Genomic DNA, 19,773 nt, shown 5'->3' on the forward strand with positions numbered 1-19,773 from the left:
GCGTCCCGCGCGTTGACCGTCCGGGGATGGCAGGCTGAGGCCTGCCGCAACCGTCGCGGTGGTCCGCCGGGGCGGCCAGGAACCGGAGGGGCAACGCCTGTGCGCCGCCGCACCATCGGCATCACCGCAGCCACGGCGGCCGTCCTCGTCGCCGTCGCGGGCGCTCTCGTCGCGACGTCCGGCGACGCGACGGCCGGGGTCCGCGAGCAGACCTACCGCGTCGACGGCGTCCCGGAGCCCGGCGACGCCGCGCCGGTGACGCTCGACGTCAGCGTCTTCACCCCGCCGGCGGACGGCGAGGGGTCCGGACGGCGCTACCCGGCGGTGCTGCTCGCGCACGGCTTCGGCGGCAGCAAGGCCGACCTCGCGGACGACGCACGCACGCTGGCCGGCCACGGCTACGTGGCCGTCACCTACACCGCGCGCGGCTTCGGGGCCAGCGGCGGGCGGATCCACCTCGACGCCCCCGACTTCGAGGTCGCCGACGCGCAGAAGATCCTCGACGCGCTCGCGACCCGGCCCGACGTCCTTCTCGACGCCCCCGGCGACCCGCGCGTCGGCGTCGCGGGCGGCTCGTACGGCGGGGCGCTCTCGATCCTGCTCGCCGGGCTCGACCGCCGGGTCGACGCGATCGCCCCGCAGATCACGTGGAACGACCTGCGGCAGGCGCTCTTCCCGCAGTTCGCCGTCGACGCCGCGGGCGGGCAGGCCACCCCGGCCGCCGTCACGCCCGTCGCACCGGCCGGGGTCTTCAAGCGGGCCTGGGCCGGGGTGTTCTTCTCGCCGTCCGGGTCCGGGCTCTCGGGCGGTGCCGCCGGCCTGCTGCCGGGTGCCGCGCCGTCCGGCGCCGCTGCGCCCGCCGCGACGGACGACGGCCCGACCGCGGTCCTCGCCGCGAACGCCTGCGGCCGGTTCGCCGCGGACCTGTGCGCCCTGTACTCCGAGGCCGCCCGCACCGGCCGGCCGACGACGGCGATGCTCGACCTGCTGTGGCGGTCCAGCCCGGCCCGGGTCACGAAGGACGTCACCGCGCCGACGCTGCTGGTCCAGGGCCAGGCGGACTCGCTCTTCCCGCTCTCCGAGGGCGACGCCAATGCCCGCGCGATCGCCGCCACCGGCACCCCGCTCAAGGTCGTCTGGGAGGCCGGCGGCCACGACGGCGGCGTCGACGAGTCGCAGCGGCTGCGCGACCTCACGCTCGCGTGGTTCGACCGCTACGTGAAGAAGGACGGCTCGGCCCCCGACACCCGGTTCGAGGTCACGGTGCCGGACGCCGTCGTCTCGAGCATCGACAGCAACCCGGCGCCCCAGGTGCGGATCGCCCCGGCCGAGCCGGGCGTCACCGCGGCGGGGCCGGTGCCCGTCGTCCGGCTGCCGCTCACCGGCGGGCCGCAGGTCGTCCAGGCGCCGCCCGGAGGCTCGCCCGCCGCGCTGACCGCCCTGCCCGGGGTCGGCGGCGCGCTCACCGGTGCCCTCGGCTCCGTCGGCGCCGGTTCCGCGCTCTCGGCCCTGCCCGGCCAGGTCGCGGCGTTCGAGACCGCACCGGTCGAGCGGGCAGGCACCGTCGTCGGCGGCGGCCGGATCGCCCTGCGGGTCACGACGGCCGCGCCCGACGCGACGTTGTTCGTCGGGCTCTACGACGTGGCGCCCGGCGGCGCGGCGACGCTGCCGCGCGGGCTCGTGTCCCCGGTCCGGCTCGAGCTGCGCGCCGCGGGCGAGCGGGGCCCGGAGCCCACGTCGACGAGCCGTGACGTCACGGTCGCCCTGCCCGCCGTCGTCACCGACCTCGCCGTCGGCCACCGGCTGCGGGTCGTCGTCTCGACGACGGACCAGGGCTACGCGCTCCCCGCCGACGGCCGGGCCTACGAGGTCGCGCTCGCCGGCGACAGCACCCTCACCGTGCCGGTCCTCGACGCCGAGGTCGTCGGCGGCGGGCTGCGCCCGCTGCTGCCGTGGGCCCTGGGGCTCGTCGGTCTCATGGCGGCCGCGGTCCTCGTGGTCACCGTCGGCGTCCGGCGCGGACGGCGGGACACCGGTCCCGACCCCGACCTCGCCGAGGTGCCGCTCGCCGTCCGCGACCTCGGCAAGGCCTACGGCGACGGGTTCCGGGCCGTGTCCGACCTGTCGTTCACCGTCGAGCAGGGCCGCGTGCTCGGTCTGCTCGGCCCGAACGGGGCCGGCAAGACGACGACGCTGCGGATGCTCATGGGGCTCATCGCCCCGACCGAGGGCGAGATCCGGGTGTTCGGCGAGCCGATCCGGTTCGGGGCGCCGGTGCTGTCGAGGGTGGGCGCGTTCGTCGAGGGGCCAGGTTTCCTGCCGCACCTGTCCGGCCTGGAGAACCTGCACCTGTACTGGGCCGCGACGGGCCGTCCCGCCGAGGACGCCCGGTTCGACGAGGCGCTCGAGGTCGCCGGTCTCGGGAACGACGTGCAGCGCCGGGTCCGCACGTACAGCCAGGGCATGCGCCAGCGGCTCGCGATCGCGCAGGCGATGCTCGGCCTGCCGGACCTGCTCGTCCTCGACGAGCCGACGAACGGCCTCGACCCGCCGCAGATCCGCGAGATGCGCGAGGTACTCGGCCGGTACGCCGCCACCGGGCGCACCGTCGTCGTGTCGAGCCACCTGCTCGCCGAGGTGGAGCAGACCTGCTCGCACGTCGTCGTCATGCACCAGGGCCGGCTCGTCTTCGAGGGCACGGTCGCCGACCTCGTCGGCTCGGCGACCGTCGTCGTCGTGGACGTCGACGACCCGCAGCGCGCGGCCCGGGTCGCGGCCTCCGTCGAGGGCGCCCAGGACGTCGGGACGACGCCGACCGGCATCGTCCTGCGGCTCGTCGGGACGCCGCGCGGCGCGCTCGTCGCGGCACTCGTCGCCGCCGGGCTGCAGGTGGAGCGGGTCGCGCCGCAGCGCGGGCTCGAAGAGGCGTTCCTCGCCCTCGTGGGCGAGAGCTGAGGGGGAGTCACCGATGCCCAGCCGTGGCACCCACGAAGGCCTTGACCACGTCGAGGCGCCCCCGCCCGGGCACGGCGCCGACGGTGCCGCCGGCGGCTACGCGTCGCGGCGGACGCTGCCGTTCCTCGTCGAGGTGCGACGCCAGCTCACCCGGCGCCGCACCCAGCTGACCCTGGGGTTCCTCGTCGTCCTGCCGTTCCTGCTCGTCGCGGCCTTCAAGGCCGGTGACCCGGAGCCGGGGCGCGGCGCCCCGGGTCTCGTCGACGTCGCCACGGCGGGCGCGGGCAACTTCACCCTCTTCACGCTCTTCGTCGCGACGGGCTTCCTGCTCGTCGTCGTCTTCGCGCTCTTCGCCGGGGACACCGTGGCGAGCGAGGCGAGCTGGTCGAGCCTGCGCTACCTGCTCGCCTCGCCCGTGCCGCGGGCGCACCTGCTGACCCGCAAGCTCCTCGTCGCGCTCGCGTACTCGTTCTTCGCGCTCGCCCTCCTGCCCGCCGTCGCCTACCTCGCCGGGGGGCTGTTCTTCGGCTGGGGGCCGGTGACGACCCCGCTCGGGACCTCGCTGCCGACGTCGGAGGCGCTGCCCCGGCTGCTCGTCATCGTCGGCTACCTCGCCGTGACGCTCGTCTTCGTCTCCACGCTCGGGTTCGTCATCGGCGTGTGGACCGACGCCCCGCTCGGGGCCGTCGGCGGCGCCGTCCTGCTCGTCATCGTCTCGAACATCCTCGACGCCGTCACCGCGCTGGGCCGCTGGCGCGAGGTGCTCCCCACGCACTACTCGTACGCCTGGACCGACGCCCTCGGGCCCACGGTGGCGTGGGAGTCGATGGCCCGCGGTGCGATGTGGTCGCTGGCCTACTCGACGGTCCTCCTGGCAGCGGCCTGGTGGCACTTCCTCCGCAAGGACGTCGTCAGCTGACGGGTCCCGTACCGGACGAAGTCGTGTTTGGTGACGATCTCGCCGAAGACCTTCCGCCGCGGTAGGCGGAGTGCCATCATCACCCGAGGTCATCAGGGCGTTCGGGCGGGCGCACCTGGCCCGTTGACGCCTGCCCGGCACAGCGATCAGGAGTCGCGATGTTGCGTGTCGGTGCACGGAGAGCAACGATCGGGGGCCTCGCCGCAGCAGCGGTGGTGTGCTCCTCGCTGGGGGTGGCGGGCGCCTCGCCGGCGTCCGGGGCCGTGTCCCCCGACCGGCTGAAGCTCGCCGACCAGCAGCCCGTGCAGGACGGCGCCACGCTGTCCGCCGAGGTCTCCGCCCAGGTCAAGGCCGCCGTGAAGGCCGCGAAGCGCGGTACGGCGACCGTCGTCGTCAAGCTCAAGGACGACTCGCTCGCCGCGTACGACGGCGGCGTCGCGGGGCTGCCCGCGACGAACCCGGACGTCACGGGCGACGCGAAGCTCGACCCCTCCTCGCCCGACAGCAAGAAGTACCTCGCCTACGTCAACGGCAAGATGGCCGCGTTCGAGGGTCGGGCCAAGGGCAAGAGCCCGCGCGCCAAGGTGACCCGCCGCCTCGACGTCGTCGTCGGCGGCGTCGCGATGACCCTGCCCGCGGGCGACGTCGCCAAGGTCGCCGCCGACCCGGCCGTCAAGGCCGTCTACGTCGACACCCTCGAGCAGCTCCAGACCGAGGCGACGCCGCAGTTCATCGGCGCCCCCGCGGCGTGGGCGCAGGCCGGCGGCCAGGAGAAGGCCGGCGAGGGCGCGATCATCGGCGTCATCGACAGCGGCATCTGGCCCGCGCACCCGTCGCTCTCCGACCCGGACCCGTCGGGCAAGGCCTACCCGGCCCCGCGGCCGCGGGTCGACGGCCTGCCCCGGGCGTGCGACTTCGGCAAGGGCGCCGACCCCGGCCCCGCCTTCACCTGCAACAACAAGCTCATCGGCGCCTACACGTTCCTCAACACCTACGCGGCGAACGTCGGCCTCGAGCCCGGTGAGTTCACCGACGCCACGGACTCCGACGGCCACGGCACCCACACCGCGACGACCGCGGCCGGCAACGCCGGCGTCCAGGCGTCGATCTTCGGCGTCCCGCGCGGCACCGTGAGCGGCATCGCGCCTCGGGCGCACGTCATCGCCTACCGGGTGTGCGCCCTCGCCGGCTGCTTCGGCAGCGACACCGCCGCCGCCGCCCAGCAGGCGATCAAGGACGGCGTCGACGCGATCAACTACTCGATCTCCGGCGGGTCCAACCCGTACTCGGACCTCACGTCGCTCGCGTTCCTCGACGCCTACAACGCGGGCGTCTTCATCGCCGCCTCGGCCGGCAACTCCGGTCCCGGTGCCGACACGACCGACCACCGCGAGCCGTGGGTCACCACGGTCGCGGCGAGCACCGGGCCCCGCTCGTTCGTGGGCAGCAGCACGCTCACCTCGACGGACGGCGCGACGCTGACCGTCTCCGGCGCGACGATCGCCCCGCCGCTGACGACGCCGGCCCCGGTCGTCGACGCCGGTGCGGCGCCGACGAACGACCCGGCGTGCCTCGACGACACCGCCGACGGCGCCTTCGCCGGCAAGGTCGTCGTCTGCGCCCGTGGTGGCGGTATCGGCCGCGTCCAGAAGGGCATCAACGTCAAGGCCCGCGGCGCGGTCGGCATGATCCTGTTCAACAACGCCGCGAACATCACGGACCTCGAGACGGACAACCACTTCCTCCCGGCCGTGCACGTGCAGTTCGCCGAGGGGCAGTCCGTCGTCGCCTTCCTCGCCGCGCACCCCGGCGCCACCGCGACGATCACCTCGGGCACCGCGACGCCGACCCAGGGCGACGTCATGGCGTCCTTCTCCTCGCGCGGCGGCACCGGGCAGGCGCTCGGGATCTCCAAGCCCGACGTCACCGCGCCGGGCGTCCAGATCCTCGCCGGCCACACGCCGGTGACGGTCGACCCCGCCACGGGGCCGCAGGGCGAGCTGTTCCAGGCCATCGCGGGCACGTCGATGTCGTCCCCGCACGTCGCCGGCGCCGGCACCCTCCTCGCGGCGCTGCACCCGACGTGGACGCCGGGCCAGATCCACTCGGCGCTCATGACGACCGCCACCACGGCGACCGTCAAGGAGGACGGCGTCACGCCGACCGACGCGTTCGACGACGGCTCCGGGCGGATCAACCTGGCCACGGCCCGGGACCCGTACTTCACGATCGACGAGACGGGCGCGAACTTCCTCACGAAGCAGGCGTCGCTCTACACGGCGAACTACCCGAGCCTGTACGTGCCCGTGCTCTCCGGCTCGCTCACGGTGGACCGGACGCTCAAGAGCGTGTCCCGCTCGACCCGTGAGTACAAGGTCAGCGTCTCCGCGCCGAAGGACCTCAAGGTCCGCGTGTCGTCGTCGGAGTTCTCGCTGCGGCCCGGCGCGAGCCGGACGCTGCGGATCACGGTCGACGGCAAGGACGTCCCGATCGGGCAGACCCGGTTCGCGACGATCACCTTCAAGTCCGGCAAGCGGTCCTTCACCTTCCCGGTGACGGTCGTGCGCAAGCAGGGTCCGGTCGAGGTCACGAAGACCTGCGCCCCGGCGACGGTCGCGCTCAAGGCGTCGACCACCTGCACGGTGTCGGTGACGAACAACACCGTCAGTGACGCCACCGTGGCGATCAAGGACGTCGTCCCGGACAAGCTCAAGGTCGTCAACGGCAGCGTCGTCGGCGGGACGAACAAGGGCAACACGGTGACCGGGACGGCGACGATCCCGGCCCGGCTCACCCCGAAGGTCGCCGCGGCAGTCACCCCGGGCAGCACGCCCGCCGGTGGTTACGTGCCGCTGTCCGCGTTCGGGATCGCCCCGGTCGCGGGCGTCGGCGACGAGACGATCACGAACTTCAACGTCCCGGCGTTCACGCTCGCGGGCCTCACCTACACCCGGATCGGCGTCGTCAGCAACGGCTACGTCGTCCTCGGTGGTGGGACGCAGGCCGACGTGGAGTTCGCGAACCTCACACCGCTGCCGAACGCGGCCCGGCCGAACAACGTCCTGGCACCGTTCTGGACCGACCTCGACGGCTCGGCCGGCGGTGCGGTCCGGGTCGGCACGCTGACCGACGGTGTCTCGACCTGGCTGGTCGTCGACTACACGGACATGCGGGAGTTCAGCACCCCGGCCGGCACCTCGCACAGCTTCCAGACCTGGATCGGCCTGGGGACCGCCGAGGACGTCACCATGGCGTACGGCACCCAGACCGGGACGGGTGACGGAGGCGCGCTCACCGTCGGGGTCGAGAACCCGGACGGGACGAACGGCGAGGCCGTGTACTACAGCAACGGCGGTCCGGCGACGGGCACGATCCCGGGCAACGGCACCGAGATCAAGGTGACCGGCACCCCCGGTCAGACGTTCTCGGCCGACCTGTCGTTCACGGCGACGGGCAAGGAGCGCGGCTCGTACGTCAACTACGCCGAGGTGACGGGTCCGTTCGACGGGACGGCGATCGCCCGCTTCGCGGGCAGCGTCACCCGGTAGGGCAGCAGCACGACCAGCAGTGACGCCCTGAGGGCGTGACCGGCGGCGGCGGGTACCGGAAGGTGCCCGCCGCCGTCGGCGTCCCGGCGGGTTGGTTGGATGCAGGCATGACGACGACGTCCACGGGCCCCGCACCCGTCCCGGCCCTGCCGAGCTTCGACCTGTTCGGCCGCACGGCCCTCGTGAGCGGCGCCGCCCGGGGCCTCGGCGCCGCGATCGCGGTCGGGCTCGCCGCCGCCGGCGCGGACGTCGCGCTCGGGCTGCGGGACGTCGGCTCGGCCGACGGCGCGCAGGTCGCCGCCCACGTCGAGGCGCTCGGCCGCCGGGCCGTGCGGCTGCCGATGGACGTGGCCGACCCCGCCCAGGCCCGGTCCGCCGTCGCCGGGGCCGTGGACGCCTTCGGCCGGCTCGACATCCTCGTCAACAACGCCGGGATCGCGCCGGGCAACGACGCGCTCGACGTCACCGAGGCCGACTTCGACGCCACGGTCTCGGTGAACCTCAAGGGCACCTTCTTCGCGTGCCAGGCGGCGGCCAGGGTCATGGCCGGCCAGGGCTTCGGCCGGATCGTCAACCTGTCGTCCCAGGCCGGGATCGCCGCGCTGCCGGGGGAGTCGGTCTACTGCATGACGAAGGCCGGCATCTCGCACCTGACGAAGTGCCTGGCGGTCGAGTGGGGCCCGCTCGGCATCACCGTCAACGCCGTCGCACCGACGTTCATCCGCACCCCGGGGACGGCGTCCGCGCTCGCCGACCCCGCGTTCGAGGCGGACGTCCTCGAGCGGGTCGCGGCCCTGCACCGGATCGGCGACCCCGTCGACGTCGCCGGTGCCGTCGTCTACCTCGTGTCGCCGGCCGCGGCGCTCGTCACCGGCCACACCCTCGTCGTCGACGGGGGCTGGACGGCGCGCTGACCGGGCCGACCGGGCCGACCCGGCCGGTTCAGCCGAGGACGCGCGGGTCGAACCCGAACGGCAGCTCGAGCCGGTTCGCCGCGAGCAGGTCCGGGTCGGAGAGGATCTCCTTCGTCGGGCCGTCCGCGGCGATGACACCGTCGGAGAGGATCACCGAGCGCGGGCACAGCTCGAGGGCGTACGGCAGGTCGTGCGTGACCATGAGGATCGTCACGTCGAGCGAGAGCAGGATCTGCGCGAGCTCGCGACGGCTCGCCGGGTCGAGGTTCGACGACGGCTCGTCGAGCACGATGACCTCGGGCTCCATCGCGAGCACCGTCGCGACGGCCGCGCGCCGGCGCTGCCCGAACGAGAGGTGGTACGGCGGGCGGTCGGCGAGGTCGCCGAGGCGGACGGCGGCGAGTGCCCGGTCCACCCGGGCGTCGAGCTCGGCGCCCCGGATCCCGAGGTTCGCGGGGCCGAACGCGACGTCGTCGCGGACCGTCGGCATGAAGAGCTGGTCGTCGGGGTCCTGGAAGACGATGCCGACCCGGCGGCGGACCTCCTGGAGGTTGTCCTTGACCACGGGCAGCCCACCGACGTGCACCGACCCCGCGCCGCCAGCGAGGATGCCGTTGAGGTGCAGGACGAGCGTCGTCTTGCCGGCACCGTTCGGGCCGAGCAGCGCGACCCGCTCGCCCCGCCCGACCTGCAGGTCGACGCCGAACAGGGCCTGGTGCCCGTCGGGGTAGGCGTACGCCACCCCCTCGAGCTGCAGGGACGGCGGGACGTCGGGCGTGCGCCCCGCGTCGAGCCGCTCGGGGGTGCCGTCGGTGATCGTCATGCCGTCCTCGCTCCGGTCGGTGGTGCCGACCTGTGCCCCGTGCCCGGTCGTGTGGAAGCTCATCGCAGCACCCAGGCCGTGATGCAGGTCAGGAGGGCCGCGGCGGGCAGCGCCAGCGCCGTTCGCCACTGTGCGGCCGTGGTCGCCTCGCCCCGCAGGGGGATCGTCCCGGTGTAGCCGCGGGAGAGCATCGCCAGGTGCACGCGCTCCCCCCGCTCGTACGAGCGGATGAACAGCGCCCCGGCCGATCGCGCGACCACCGGCAGCGCCCGGACGTCCCGGCCCTGGAAGCCGCGAGACTCACGGGCGATGCGCATCCGGTCCATCTCGTCGCCGATGACGTCCCCGTAGCGGACCATGAACGTCATGATCTGGACCATGATCTGAGGCATGTGCAGGCGCTCCAGACCGACGAGCAGCGCCCGCAGGTCCGTCGTCGCGGCGAGCAGGATCGAGCAGACGACGCCGAGCGTGGCCTTCGCGAGGACGTTCCACGCAGCCCACAGGCCGTTGACCGAGAGCGAGAGCCCGAGGACGTCCACCCGTTCGCCCTGGGAGAGGAACGGCATGAGGACGGCGAAGAGCACGAAGGGCACCTCGACGAGCATGCGACGCAGGACCAGCGGCGCGGGGATGCGCGCCACGGCGGCGACGCCGGCGAGCAGGACGGCGTAAAGCCCGAAGGCCCAGACCGCCTCACGGGGCGTCGAGACGACGACGAAGACGAAGAGCACCGTCGCGACGAGCTTGCTCTGCGGGCTCAGCCGGTGGACCGGCGACGCCGCGGGCCGGTACAGCCGGTGCGCGTGACCTGCTCCCACGTCGTCAGCGACCGACCTGGTCGTCGGTGTCCACGGCGTCCGAGGTGTCGTGCCCCGCCGCGGCCCGGCGCCGCAGCACGAGCGTCAGACCACCCGCCAGGGCCAGGGTGATCGCCACTCCGGCGACCCCGGCCACGGCGCCGGAGGCGAAGCCGTCCCCGAGCCCCTTCGTGCCGTACCCGGCGAACGGTGACCCGTCGAGCCCGTGGTCCTTCTCCTGCGCGCCGAACCCGGTGTCCGTCGCGACCTTCTCGAGGCCGTCGGGGGAGGAGCTCGCCCAGTAGCTGACGACACCGGCCAGCAGCAGGGCGACGAGGAGGGCCCCGACGGCGAAGCGCTTGTTGTTCGTGGACATCACGCCTCCTGGGCGGTCGAGCCGTGGTGGGCCGCCCCGACAGGGGCCGCCGGCGTCCTGAGCTCCAGCCGCTTCTGCAGGTGCCGCGCACCGCGCACGAGATCCGGCCGGACGGCGAGCACGCTGCCGACCGTCATGGCCGTGATCACGGCCTCCCCGACGCCGATGAGCAGGTGGACGCCGATCATGGCCGTGAGCACCGTGCCGACGGGCACGTCGCTCGTGCCGCCCACCGCGTAGAAGACCACGAACATCAGGGCCGCGGCGGGGACCGCGACGAAGGCACCGACCGCGCTCGCCGCGACGACCCCGAAGCGGGTCTTGGGCAGCACGGCGACGACGAGCCGGAACACGACGTACCCGACGACCACCCCGACGATCGACATGTCGGTGACGTTGACGCCGAGCGCCGTGAGCCCGCCGTCGGCGAAGAACAGCCCCTGGACTATGAGGACCACGGCGACGCACAACGCCCCGGTGTAGGGGCCGACGAGGATCGCCGCCAGTGCCCCGCCGAGCAGGTGCCCGCTCGTGCCGGCCGCCACGGGGAAGTTGAGCATCTGCACGGCGAAGACGAAGGCGGCCACGAGCCCGGCCAGCGGTGCCGTGCGCTCGTCGAGCTCGCGCCGGGCACCGCGAAGGCACACCCCGAGCCCGGCCACCGCGACGACGCCGGCGGCGATGGAAACGGGCGGGTCGATGAACCCGTCAGGTACGTGCATGGCGATCGTCCCCTCGACAGTCGGCCGCGTACGACCTCCGGCTGTGCAGCCGGTCGTGGACGATCCTCGCTCAGTTGGGAACTCCGAGCAACTGCTAAGAGTTCGCAACAAGCCGGAAACGGTCGACACGCCTCCGGGTGATCCACCACGGGCCCGCGCCTGCCGACACCAGCATCATGCTCCTGCTCGCGTCGGTCGGCCTCCTGGGTCTGGGAGCCGTCGTCGCCGTCCGATGGGCGCTCACCCGCGTCGACGCCCTCGGCCGGCCCGTGGGGTTCCCCGTCGCCGCCGTCGCGGTGCCCGTCGTCGTCGCGCTCGTCCTCGCGGTCCCCGTCGCGCGCCGCAGCCGCACCGAGCACCGGCTCTCCGACGTGGCGTCGGTGCTCGCCGGTCGCGCCGTCCACGTCGACTGCTCGTCGTCCGGCGCGGGCCTGGTCCACGTCGGGCGGGACGTCGCGCACGTCGACATCGACGCCGAGGGCCGCCCCGGTGACGTCGCCGTCCTCGGCGACACCGTGTGCGACGACGTCGAGCGCTGGCGCCGCGGGCTGGACGGGGCGGCGTCGGCGCGCGCGGACGTCGACGGGGCGACCGCCGTGCACGTCCTCACGCACGAGGCGATGCACCTCGGCGGGCGCATCGACGAGGGGCAGGCCGAATGCGCCGCGGTGCAACGGGATGCGGCCACCGCGCGGCTGCTCGGTGCGGACGACGTGCAGGCGCGCAGGCTCGCGCGCACCTACTGGCTCGTCGTCTACCCCACCATGCCGGAGCCGTACCGGACGCCGGGATGTGCTGCGGGACAAGGGCTCGACGAGCATCTCGGTGACGCGCCCTGGGAGCAGCAGGGGTAGCGGACCGGCCGTCTCCGAGGCCCGCGCGAGGCCCCGCGGACCGCCGGTGCGCTGAACCGGTGCGGACGAAAGTTCACGCGAACGGCTCAAGGTCCCGTTTCTGTGCACCGAAGCACGTGATCGACACGATGAGACGACGCCGCCTCATAGCACTTGTTCCTCAACGGCGGATGTCATCGTGGAGGTACCCACCACCGGGTGGTCGACACCGCGACCGCCCACTGCACCCGGAGGCCCACGTGCCCGCACGCTTCACGCTCAGCAAGGACAAGGCCGGCAAGTTCCGGTTCACGCTCTTCGCCCCGAACGGTCAGGTCGTCGCGGTCTCGCAGGCCTACGCGACCAAGGCATCGGCGCTCAACGGCGTCGCGTCCGTCCGCAAGAACGCCCCGGCCGCGACGCTCGACGACGCGACGGCGGCCGCGAAGAAGGCGGCGGCCAAGGCCCCCGCCAAGACGGCTGCGAAGCCGGCCGTCAAGACCGCCGCGAAGACCGCCGTCAAGGCTGCCGCCAAGACGGTCGTCAAGGCGCCGGCCAAGGCCGTCGCCAAGCGCACGGTCAAGGCCGTGACGAAGGCGGCGCCGGCGAAGCCCGCCGCGAAGAAGGCCGCCCCCGTGACGACGGCGAAGGCGGCCCCCGCCAAGCCGGCGACGAAGGCCCCGGCCAAGGCGGCCGCCAAGGCGCCCGCCAAGAAGGCCCCGGCGAAGCGCGCGGCGACCCCGCGCAAGCGCGCCGCGGCGCCGAAGCCGGCCGCCACGGTCTGAGGCCTCCCGCCTCGCCGCGTCGCAGCGGGCAACCGGTCGCGACGCAACAACTCCACATCGTCTCGATCCCGGTGCAGGGGCGGCCTCCGGGCCGCCCCTGCACTGCGTCCGGCGCCGGCGCCGTCGCGTCCGGTCCGGGTGTCGGACGTGCCTGCAAGACTGCGTCCGTGGCGACGAGATGGCATCTGACGGTGGACTGCGCGGACTCCGCGCGGCTGGTGGAGTTCTGGTGCGCCGCACTGGGGTACGTCCCGGAGCCGGCCCCCGACGGGTGGTCGAGCTGGTTGGAGTACTGGCGGGCCGGCGGGATCCCCGAGGAGGACCTCGTCGGTGCGGAGAACGGCAGCGGCGCGGTCGTCGACCCCGACGGCGTCCTCCCGCGGATCTGGTTCCAGGAGGTGCCCGAGGGCCGCACCGGCAAGAACCGGCTGCACATCGACGTGCTCCACACCCCGGGCCGGGGCGCGATGCCCGTCGCCGCCCGGCGGGCGAGCCTGGAGCAGGAGGTCGAGCGGCTCGTCGCCCTCGGGGCGAGCGTCGCGTACTGGAACGCACCCGAGGGCGCCGACTACGTCGCGGTGACGCTCCGGGACACCGAGGGCAACGAGTTCTGCATCAGCTGACGTCGCTCGACGTCAGACCCGGCGCCAGCGGGCCTCGGCGTAGCCGTAGACCCCGAACGCGAGCAGCGCCAGGGCAGCCAGGACGCCGAGGACCTTGCCGTACGGCTGCTCGAGCAGCGTGCGGAAGGCGGTGTCCATGCCACCGGCCTTGTCCGGGTCGAAGGTCCACGCCGCCGAGACGACGAGCACCCCGACGAGGACGAAGACGAGGCCGCGGCCGATCGTGCCGACCCGGCCGAGGTGGACGACGACGCGCCGCACCTGCGCCGGTACGGCCCGGAAGAAGCGCATGAACTTCAGCTGGTAGCCCTCGACGACGAGCGCCGCGCCGCCGGCGACGATCGCGAGCCCGACGAGGCCGACGAGGACCCGGCCCCCGCTGTGGCTCATGACCTCTGCGGTGAGCGAGGTCTGCTTGCCCTTCTGGCTCTGCGTCGAGCCGCGCAGCGCCGACACGGCGGTGAAGGTCAGCGCGAGGTAGACGACGCCGCGGAAGGCCGACTTCAGCCGTGGGCCTGCGCCGTCCGGCTCACCGGTGACGCCGAACGCGGCCTCGGCCAGCCGCCAGATCGCGTACCCGAGGAACCCCACGGCGAGCAGGCCGACGAGCAGCGTCCCCCACGAGTGCGTGAGCAGCTCCGCGAGAGCGCCCTGCTGGTCGACGTTGCGGCCCGAGGAGCCGATCGCCGCGAGCAGCGCGAGGACCCCGATGACGACGTACACCGTCGCCCGCGCGGCCAGCCCCGCCCGGGCGAGCCAGCCGACCTGCTTGCTGTCGGCGGCGTCGTCCGCAGCCGACATCACCTGCTGCACCCTCGAGGAGGTGGACCGGTTCATGGGGGCTCCCTCGTCCGCGACCCGCGTCGAGGACGGCACACCGCCGTCCGTCGCCAGTCGTGGGGAGCGTAGGTCGGCGGGGCGTGCAGCGCCCGTGCAGTTGGCCCCGGCGCCCGCTCAGCCCGCGTCGGCGGCCTTGAGCTCCTCGACGTAGGCGACGTACTGCGCCTGCGCGTCCTGCGGGCTCGTGCCGGCGAGCGCGGCCCACGCGTCGTACTTGAACTTGCCGACGAAGTCGGCGAAGCCGGGGCGCTTGCCCTGGACGTCTCCCACGGTGGCCTGCTTGTAGAGCGCGTAGAGCTTGAGCTTGGCCTCGTTGCCCGGGTCCTTGCCCAGCTGCTTGACGTCCTCTACGGCCGTCTCGAACGCCGATGCCATGGTCGCCTCCGCCTCGTGCAGGTCCTGGTCGCCGGTGCCTGTCCGCGCGAGCCTAGGGGCTACGAGCCGTGCAGCGCCCCGGCCACGGGTGTCGTCGGCCACACGTCGTCCAGGTGCCGCAGCGCGGTCGCCAGGTCCGCGCCGTAGGCCGTGAGGAGCGCACCGCCGGCGGCGAGCGGGCACACCACTGCGTCGCCGGACGTCGCGGCGGCCGCCGCCGGGACGTCCGGGCCGAGCAGGAGCCGGCTCACGACGCTGCGGGCGGCCGCCGCCCCGGGAAGGGCCGGCCCGGCGGCGAGCAGCGCCGAGGACTGGGTCTGCCGCAGCACCGGGGCCCCGTCGACGTCGGCCACGAGCCGGCCCGACCAGGTGCCGCCGGGTTCGCGGTACCGGCCGAGGACGACCTGCTCGACGAGGTCGAGGGACGCGGTCGGCGCGAGCGACACCGTCGTGCCGGTGCGCAGCCGGGCGCCCGCGCAGACGACGAGGGGCTGCGGCGCGCACCGCAGGGTCGCGCCGTCCGCGACGTCGGCGGTGACGTCCCAGGTCGCGGCGAGGTCGCCCGGCCCGGGCAGCGCGATCGTCGCGGCGACGCCCTCGACGTCGAGTCGGGCGCCGGCCCGGACGACGAGGTCGAGCTCGACGACGTCACCGTCCAGCGGGCCGGCCGCCGTCCCGACGAGGTGCACCGTCGAGGGCCCGGTGCGGCGGACGGCGAGCGCCCCGTCGGCCCGCAGCCGGGCGAGGACGGGGGTCCCGTCGTCCTCGACGTCGGCGACGACCTCGACGCGGCTACGCATGCGCGTGCGGCGCGGCGGCCGGGGCCGCGCCCGCGGTGTGCGCGCGGTGGTGCTCGAGCTCGGCGAGCAACCAGTCGACGACCGGCCCGGCGGCCGGGTCCTCGCGCAGCGACACGAGCGCGACCGGGCGGCCCTCGCGGACCCGGTCGGCGTCCGACGTCATGACGTCGAGGTCCGCGCCGACGAGCGGGGCGAGGTCGCGCTTGTTGATGACGAGCAGGTCGGCGCCCGTCACGCCCGGACCTCCCTTGCGCGGCACCTTGTCGCCGCCGGCGACGTCCACGACGAAGACCTGGACGTCGACGAGGCCCTTGCTGAAGGACGCCGTGAGGTTGTCCCCGCCGGACTCGACGAGGACGACGTCGAGGTCGGCGAAGCGCTCGACGAGGTCGTCGACGGCGTCGAGGTTCGCGGTGATGTCGTCCCGGATCGCCGTGTGCGGGCAGCAGCCGGTCTGGACGGCGGAGATCCGCTCGTCGGGCAGGACGGCGTTGCGGCGCAGGAACTCCGCGTCCTCGGTCGTGTAGATGTCGTTCGTCACGACGGCGATCGAGAGCCGGCCGGACAGGGTGCGGCACAGGGCCGCGACGAGCGCCGTCTTGCCCGAGCCGACGGGGCCGCCGATGCCGACGCGCAGCGGCCCGCCGGTGCGGACGGTGTGCGCGTGCGGGTCGTCGCCGTGGAACAGGCCCATGGTGTCCTCCGGGTGCTCGGTGCGTGCTGCTCGGTCTGTGCTGGTGCGGCGGGTGGCGGGTCAGGACGCGAAGAGCCGGTCGCCGCGGGCGGCGTGCCGTTCCGCGAGCAGGTCGAGGAGCGGGTCGCCGTCGTCCGGCAGGGCGTGCCAGCCCGTGGGCGGGGCCGCCGCGAGGGCGACGGCCGCCGCCTCGCGGGCGACGGCGTCGACGGCCGCGCCGAGGTCGAGCGTGGCGACGGCGACCTCGACGGGGTCGAGGCCGAGGAGCCGCTGCGCGGCGGTCGCGGGGCCGGTCACCGCGAGGTAGGCGGCGACGAGCGCCGCCTCACCGGCTCCCAGCCCGGCGGCCCGCGCTGCGCAGCCGAGCACGAGCGGGTGGTGCGGGCGCGCGCCGAGGTCGGCCCACACGAGGTCGACGTGCGGCCCGACCCAGCCGGCGCGGGCCAGGCGCAGCAGACCCCGGCCCTGGGCCCGGGACGCCGCGCGCTGGGCCGGGGACGGTGTCCGGGCGTCGGCCTCGGCGTCGAGCCGCCCGACGGTCGCGGCGGTGAGCCCGACGGCGGCCGCCGAGAGGCCCGCGGTGACCCGCCCGACGGACAGCAGCCGGCGGTGCAGGAAGGCGCGCAGCGTCGGCCCGTCGGTGAGGAGGTGACCCCGCACGGCCTCCTCCACCCCGCCGGAGTGGACGTGGCCGCCGGACGGCAGTCGCTGGTCCGCGAGCGCGAGCAGGGCCGCGACCCCGGCCGGGGCCGCGGTCACGGCCGGACCGACCGGGTGCGGCGGGGGCTCAGCCCTTGGGCGACGCGACGAGCACGGGGATGAGCCGGTCCGTCTTCGTCTGGTATTCGGCGTACGTCGGGAAAGCCGCGACCGAGCGCTCCCACCAGGCCGCCCGCTCCTCGCCGTCCACCTCGCGGACGACCGCGTCGAACGGCTCCGGCCCGTCCTGGACCATGACCTCGTCCGGGTGCGCCACGAGGTTGTAGTACCACTCCGGGTGCTCCGGGGCACCGCCCTTCGACGCGACGAAGGCGTACGAGCCCTCGTGCTCGACGCGCATGAGCGCGATCTTGCGGAGCTTGCCGGACCTGCGGCCGCGCATCGTCACGACGACGATCGGCAGCCCGGTGTCGCGCAGGGTGTTCGCCTCGAGGCCGCCGCTCGCCTCGTAGGCCTCGACCTGCTCGCGGACCCACGCCGACGGGCTCGGCTCGTACTCGCCTTCCAGTGCCATGACCGCACCCTACGTCGCCGGCCGCGGCCCGGCCCGGCAGGCCCGTCCTCGCCCTCGCCCTCGCTGCTGTCGCCATCGCGCGCGCCTCAGAAGAGGAAGTAGCGCTGGGCCATCGGCAGCTCGGTCGCGGGCTCCTCGGCCCAGACCTCGCCGTCGATGCGGACGGTGAAGGTGTCGGGGTCGACCTCGATCCGTGGGGTCGCGGTGTTCTGCGGCATGTCGGCCTTGCCGCGGGAGCGGACGTCCTCGACGGCGACGAGCCGGCGCCGGACGTCGAGCCGGTCGGCGAGACCGTCCTCGAGGGCGACCGGTGCGACGAAGTGGACGCTCGTGGCGGCCGCCGTCGTCGGGGCGGCGCCGAACATCGGGCGCGGCAGGATCGGCTGGGGGGTGGGGATCGAGGCGTTCGCGTCACCCATCGCGGCCCACGCGATGACCCCGCCCTTGAGGACGGCGTGCGGCCGGACGCCGAAGAACGCCGGCTCCCAGAGCACGAGGTCGGCGAGCTTGCCGACCTCCACCGAGCCGACCTCGTGGTCGATGCCGTGCGCGACGGCGGGGCAGATCGTGTACTTGGCGACGTACCGCCGCGCGCGCAGGTTGTCGTTGCCCCCGCCCGGGCCGCCGGTGCCGCCGTCGCCGGGCAGGCCGTTCTCCCCGGGCAGGAACCCGCGCCGCCGCTTCATGACGTGCGCGGTCTGCCAGGTGCGCAGCACGACCTCGCCGGCGCGGCCCATCGCCTGCGCGTCCGAGCCGATCATCGAGATCGCCCCGACGTCGTGGAGCAGGTCCTCGGCGGCGATCGTGCTCGGCCGGATCCGGCTCTCGGCGAACGCGAGGTCCTCGGCGATCGAGGCCTGGAGGTGGTGGCAGACCATGAGCATGTCGAGGTGCTCGGCGAGCGTGTTCACCGTGTGCGGCCGGGTCGGGTTCGTCGACGACGGCAGCACGTTCGGGTACGCGGCGACGGTGATGATGTCCGGTGCGTGCCCGCCGCCCGCGCCCTCGGTGTGGTACGCGTGGATCGCCCGGCCCCGGATCGCGGCGAGCGTCGACTCGACGAACCCGGCCTCGTTGAGGGTGTCCGAGTGCAGCGCGACCTGCACGCCCGCGGCGTCCGCGACGGTGAGGCTCGCGTCGATGACCGCGGGCGTCGTCCCCCAGTCCTCGTGGAGCTTGAAGCCGGAGGCGCCGCCGCGCAGCTGCTCCCACATCGAGTCGTGCGAGACGGTGTTCCCCTTGCCCAGCAACGCGATGTTGACCGGCAGGCCGTCCATCGCCTCGAGCATCCGGGCCAGGTACCAGGCACCGGGGGTGACCGTCGTCGCCTTCGTGCCCTCGGCCGGGCCGGTGCCGCCGCCGATGAGCGTCGTGACGCCGGAGCCGATCGCCTCGGGGACGATCTGCGGGCAGATGAAGTGCACGTGGGTGTCGATCGCGCCGGCCGTGAGGATCCGCCCGTTGCCGGCGATCACCTCGGTACCCGGGCCGACGACGAGGTCGGGGTGGACGCCGTCCATCGTCTCCGGGTTGCCGGCCTTGCCGAGGGCCACGATCCGTCCGTCGCGGATGCCGACGTCCGCCTTGACGACGCCCCAGTGGTCGAGGACGACGACCCCGGTGATCACGGTGTCCGGCGCGCCCTCGGCCCTGGTCGCGCGGCCCTGGCCCATCGACTCGCGCAGCACCTTGCCGCCGCCGAAGACGGCCTCGTCACCGGCCCGGCCGGGGCCGCCCGCGAGGTCCTCGGTGACCTCGATGAGCAGGTCGGTGTCCGCGAGCCGGATCCGGTCGCCGACGGTCGGGCCGTAGAGCTGGGCGTACCGCGCGCGGTCGAGGTCCATCAGGCACCGTCCTGCACGGTCGTCGGGGTGCCGGCCGGGGCGTCGAGCGGGCCGGGGGCCGGCAGCGTCAGACCGGCGACGACGCGCGTGCCCGCGAGCGGCACGAGCGTCACCTCGCGGTCGATGCCGGGCTCGAAGCGGACGGCGGTGCCGGCGGGGATGTCGAGGTGCTGCCCGTGGGCCGCGGCACGGTCGAACTCCAGCGCCGCGTTGGCCTGCGCGAAGTGGTAGTGCGAGCCGACCTGCACCGGCCGGTCGCCGGTGTTGACGACGGTGAGCGTCGTGCGCGGGCGGCCCGCGCTCAGCGCGACCGTGCCCGCGGCGGGCAGCACCTCCCCGGGCCGGACGACGGAGGCCGGCGGCGGCGCGGAGGTGCCGGCCCCGATCGGGCCGTGGATCGTCACGAGCTTCGTGCCGTCGGGGAACGTCGCCTCGATCTGCACCTCCGGCAGCAGCTCGGCGACCCCGGGCAGGACGTCGTCCGCCGTGAGCACCTCGCGGCCCGCCTGCATGAGCTCCGCGACCCCGCGGCCGTCGCGGGCCGCCTCCATGACGAACGAGCAGAGCACCGCGACCGCCTCGGGGTGGTTCAGCCGCAGGCCACGACCGCGGCGGCGCCACGCGAGCTCGGCCGCGTAGGAGATCATGAGTCGCTCTTGCTCGTGCGGTGTCAGCAGCATCGCTCTCC

At 74.5% G+C, this 19,773-nt stretch carries 19 protein-coding genes; 7 read left to right on the forward strand and 12 right to left on the reverse strand.

Annotation, left to right across the window (positions count from 1 at the left end; all coding sequences use genetic code 11):
* Positions 1-99: 99 nt before the first annotated feature.
* The 4 genes from ECOMGDLI_RS19210 to ECOMGDLI_RS19225 all read left to right on the forward strand — a co-directional run bounded on the left by ECOMGDLI_RS19210 (position 100) and on the right by ECOMGDLI_RS19225 (position 8,336).
* Positions 100-2,955, forward strand: a complete 2,856-nt coding sequence (locus tag ECOMGDLI_RS19210) for an alpha/beta fold hydrolase (RefSeq protein WP_198955007.1) — start codon at positions 100-102, stop codon at positions 2,953-2,955.
* Positions 2,956-2,968: 13 nt separating this feature from the next.
* Positions 2,969-3,874, forward strand: a complete 906-nt coding sequence (locus tag ECOMGDLI_RS19215) for an ABC transporter permease (RefSeq protein ID WP_088318486.1) — start codon at positions 2,969-2,971, stop codon at positions 3,872-3,874.
* 215 nt (positions 3,875-4,089) lie between these two features.
* The gene (locus ECOMGDLI_RS19220; protein ID WP_233153537.1) at positions 4,090-7,422 is read left to right on the forward strand and encodes a S8 family serine peptidase; all 3,333 of its coding nucleotides are present in this window, start codon (positions 4,090-4,092) and stop codon (positions 7,420-7,422) included.
* A 107-nt stretch (positions 7,423-7,529) separates the two neighbouring features.
* Positions 7,530-8,336, forward strand: coding sequence for an SDR family NAD(P)-dependent oxidoreductase (locus ECOMGDLI_RS19225; protein ID WP_088318520.1), 807 nt, complete (start codon positions 7,530-7,532; stop codon positions 8,334-8,336).
* A gap of 28 nt (positions 8,337-8,364) precedes the next feature.
* Here ECOMGDLI_RS19225 and ECOMGDLI_RS19230 read toward each other — a convergent pair whose 3' ends face one another.
* Genes ECOMGDLI_RS19230 through ECOMGDLI_RS19240 form a run of 4 tightly spaced genes read right to left on the reverse strand, consistent with a single transcriptional unit; the run spans position 8,365 to position 11,057 of the window.
* Positions 8,365-9,159 (reverse strand): ABC transporter ATP-binding protein, encoded by a 795-nt coding sequence (locus ECOMGDLI_RS19230; RefSeq protein ID WP_088318522.1) that lies wholly within the window; start codon positions 9,157-9,159, stop codon positions 8,365-8,367.
* A gap of 59 nt (positions 9,160-9,218) precedes the next feature.
* A complete protein-coding gene (cbiQ, locus tag ECOMGDLI_RS19235) occupies positions 9,219-9,980 on the reverse strand; it encodes a cobalt ECF transporter T component CbiQ (protein WP_088318490.1) in 762 nt (253 codons plus the stop codon).
* A gap of 4 nt (positions 9,981-9,984) precedes the next feature.
* The gene (locus tag ECOMGDLI_RS35400) at positions 9,985-10,335 is read right to left on the reverse strand and encodes a PDGLE domain-containing protein (protein WP_198955009.1); all 351 of its coding nucleotides are present in this window, start codon (positions 10,333-10,335) and stop codon (positions 9,985-9,987) included.
* Positions 10,335-11,057, reverse strand: a complete 723-nt coding sequence (locus ECOMGDLI_RS19240; protein WP_198955010.1) for an energy-coupling factor ABC transporter permease — start codon at positions 11,055-11,057, stop codon at positions 10,335-10,337. The genes ECOMGDLI_RS35400 and ECOMGDLI_RS19240 overlap by 1 nt, the downstream gene beginning before the upstream one ends.
* A gap of 176 nt (positions 11,058-11,233) precedes the next feature.
* Here ECOMGDLI_RS19240 and ECOMGDLI_RS19245 point away from each other — a divergent pair, with 176 nt between their 5' ends.
* The 3 genes from ECOMGDLI_RS19245 to ECOMGDLI_RS19255 all read left to right on the forward strand — a co-directional run bounded on the left by ECOMGDLI_RS19245 (position 11,234) and on the right by ECOMGDLI_RS19255 (position 13,298).
* Complete coding sequence (locus ECOMGDLI_RS19245; protein WP_143447792.1) at positions 11,234-11,911, forward strand: hypothetical protein; 678 nt, start codon at positions 11,234-11,236, stop codon at positions 11,909-11,911.
* A 239-nt stretch (positions 11,912-12,150) separates the two neighbouring features.
* Entirely contained in the window at positions 12,151-12,675 is a 525-nt protein-coding gene (locus tag ECOMGDLI_RS19250; RefSeq protein WP_198955011.1) for a YegP family protein, read from the forward strand.
* Positions 12,676-12,842: 167 nt separating this feature from the next.
* A complete protein-coding gene (locus ECOMGDLI_RS19255; protein WP_198955012.1) occupies positions 12,843-13,298 on the forward strand; it encodes a VOC family protein in 456 nt (151 codons plus the stop codon).
* A 12-nt stretch (positions 13,299-13,310) separates the two neighbouring features.
* On the opposite strand, the gene ECOMGDLI_RS19260 is transcribed toward ECOMGDLI_RS19255, so the two are convergent.
* From ECOMGDLI_RS19260 to ECOMGDLI_RS19295, 8 genes are all read right to left on the reverse strand, one after another.
* Positions 13,311-14,135 carry a DUF1206 domain-containing protein gene (locus ECOMGDLI_RS19260; RefSeq protein WP_088318493.1) on the reverse strand — a complete coding sequence of 275 codons (825 nt, stop codon included), beginning with the start codon at positions 14,133-14,135 and terminating at the stop codon, positions 13,311-13,313.
* Positions 14,136-14,252: 117 nt separating this feature from the next.
* Entirely contained in the window at positions 14,253-14,513 is a 261-nt protein-coding gene (locus ECOMGDLI_RS19265; RefSeq protein WP_088318528.1) for an acyl-CoA-binding protein, read from the reverse strand.
* Between the two features lie 59 nt (positions 14,514-14,572).
* Positions 14,573-15,313 (reverse strand): urease accessory protein UreD, encoded by a 741-nt coding sequence (locus ECOMGDLI_RS19270; protein ID WP_088318494.1) that lies wholly within the window; start codon positions 15,311-15,313, stop codon positions 14,573-14,575.
* The gene (ureG, locus tag ECOMGDLI_RS19275; protein ID WP_088318495.1) at positions 15,306-16,007 is read right to left on the reverse strand and encodes an urease accessory protein UreG; all 702 of its coding nucleotides are present in this window, start codon (positions 16,005-16,007) and stop codon (positions 15,306-15,308) included. Before ureG ends, ECOMGDLI_RS19270 begins: the two co-directional genes overlap by 8 nt.
* A 60-nt stretch (positions 16,008-16,067) precedes the next feature.
* The gene (locus tag ECOMGDLI_RS19280) at positions 16,068-16,766 is read right to left on the reverse strand and encodes an urease accessory protein UreF (protein ID WP_088318497.1); all 699 of its coding nucleotides are present in this window, start codon (positions 16,764-16,766) and stop codon (positions 16,068-16,070) included.
* A 28-nt stretch (positions 16,767-16,794) separates the two neighbouring features.
* Positions 16,795-17,241 carry a nitroreductase family deazaflavin-dependent oxidoreductase gene (locus ECOMGDLI_RS19285; RefSeq protein WP_088318499.1) on the reverse strand — a complete coding sequence of 149 codons (447 nt, stop codon included), beginning with the start codon at positions 17,239-17,241 and terminating at the stop codon, positions 16,795-16,797.
* Between the two features lie 86 nt (positions 17,242-17,327).
* Positions 17,328-19,085, reverse strand: a complete 1,758-nt coding sequence (locus ECOMGDLI_RS19290) for an urease subunit alpha (RefSeq protein WP_198955013.1) — start codon at positions 19,083-19,085, stop codon at positions 17,328-17,330.
* Complete coding sequence (locus tag ECOMGDLI_RS19295) at positions 19,085-19,765, reverse strand: urease subunit gamma (RefSeq protein WP_088318531.1); 681 nt, start codon at positions 19,763-19,765, stop codon at positions 19,085-19,087. The genes ECOMGDLI_RS19290 and ECOMGDLI_RS19295 overlap by 1 nt, the downstream gene beginning before the upstream one ends.
* Positions 19,766-19,773 lie beyond the last annotated feature (8 nt).

Origin of the sequence: Kineosporia sp. R_H_3, from assembly GCF_002198675.1 — a bacterium.
Classification (GTDB): Bacteria; Actinomycetota; Actinomycetes; order Actinomycetales; family Kineosporiaceae; genus R-H-3.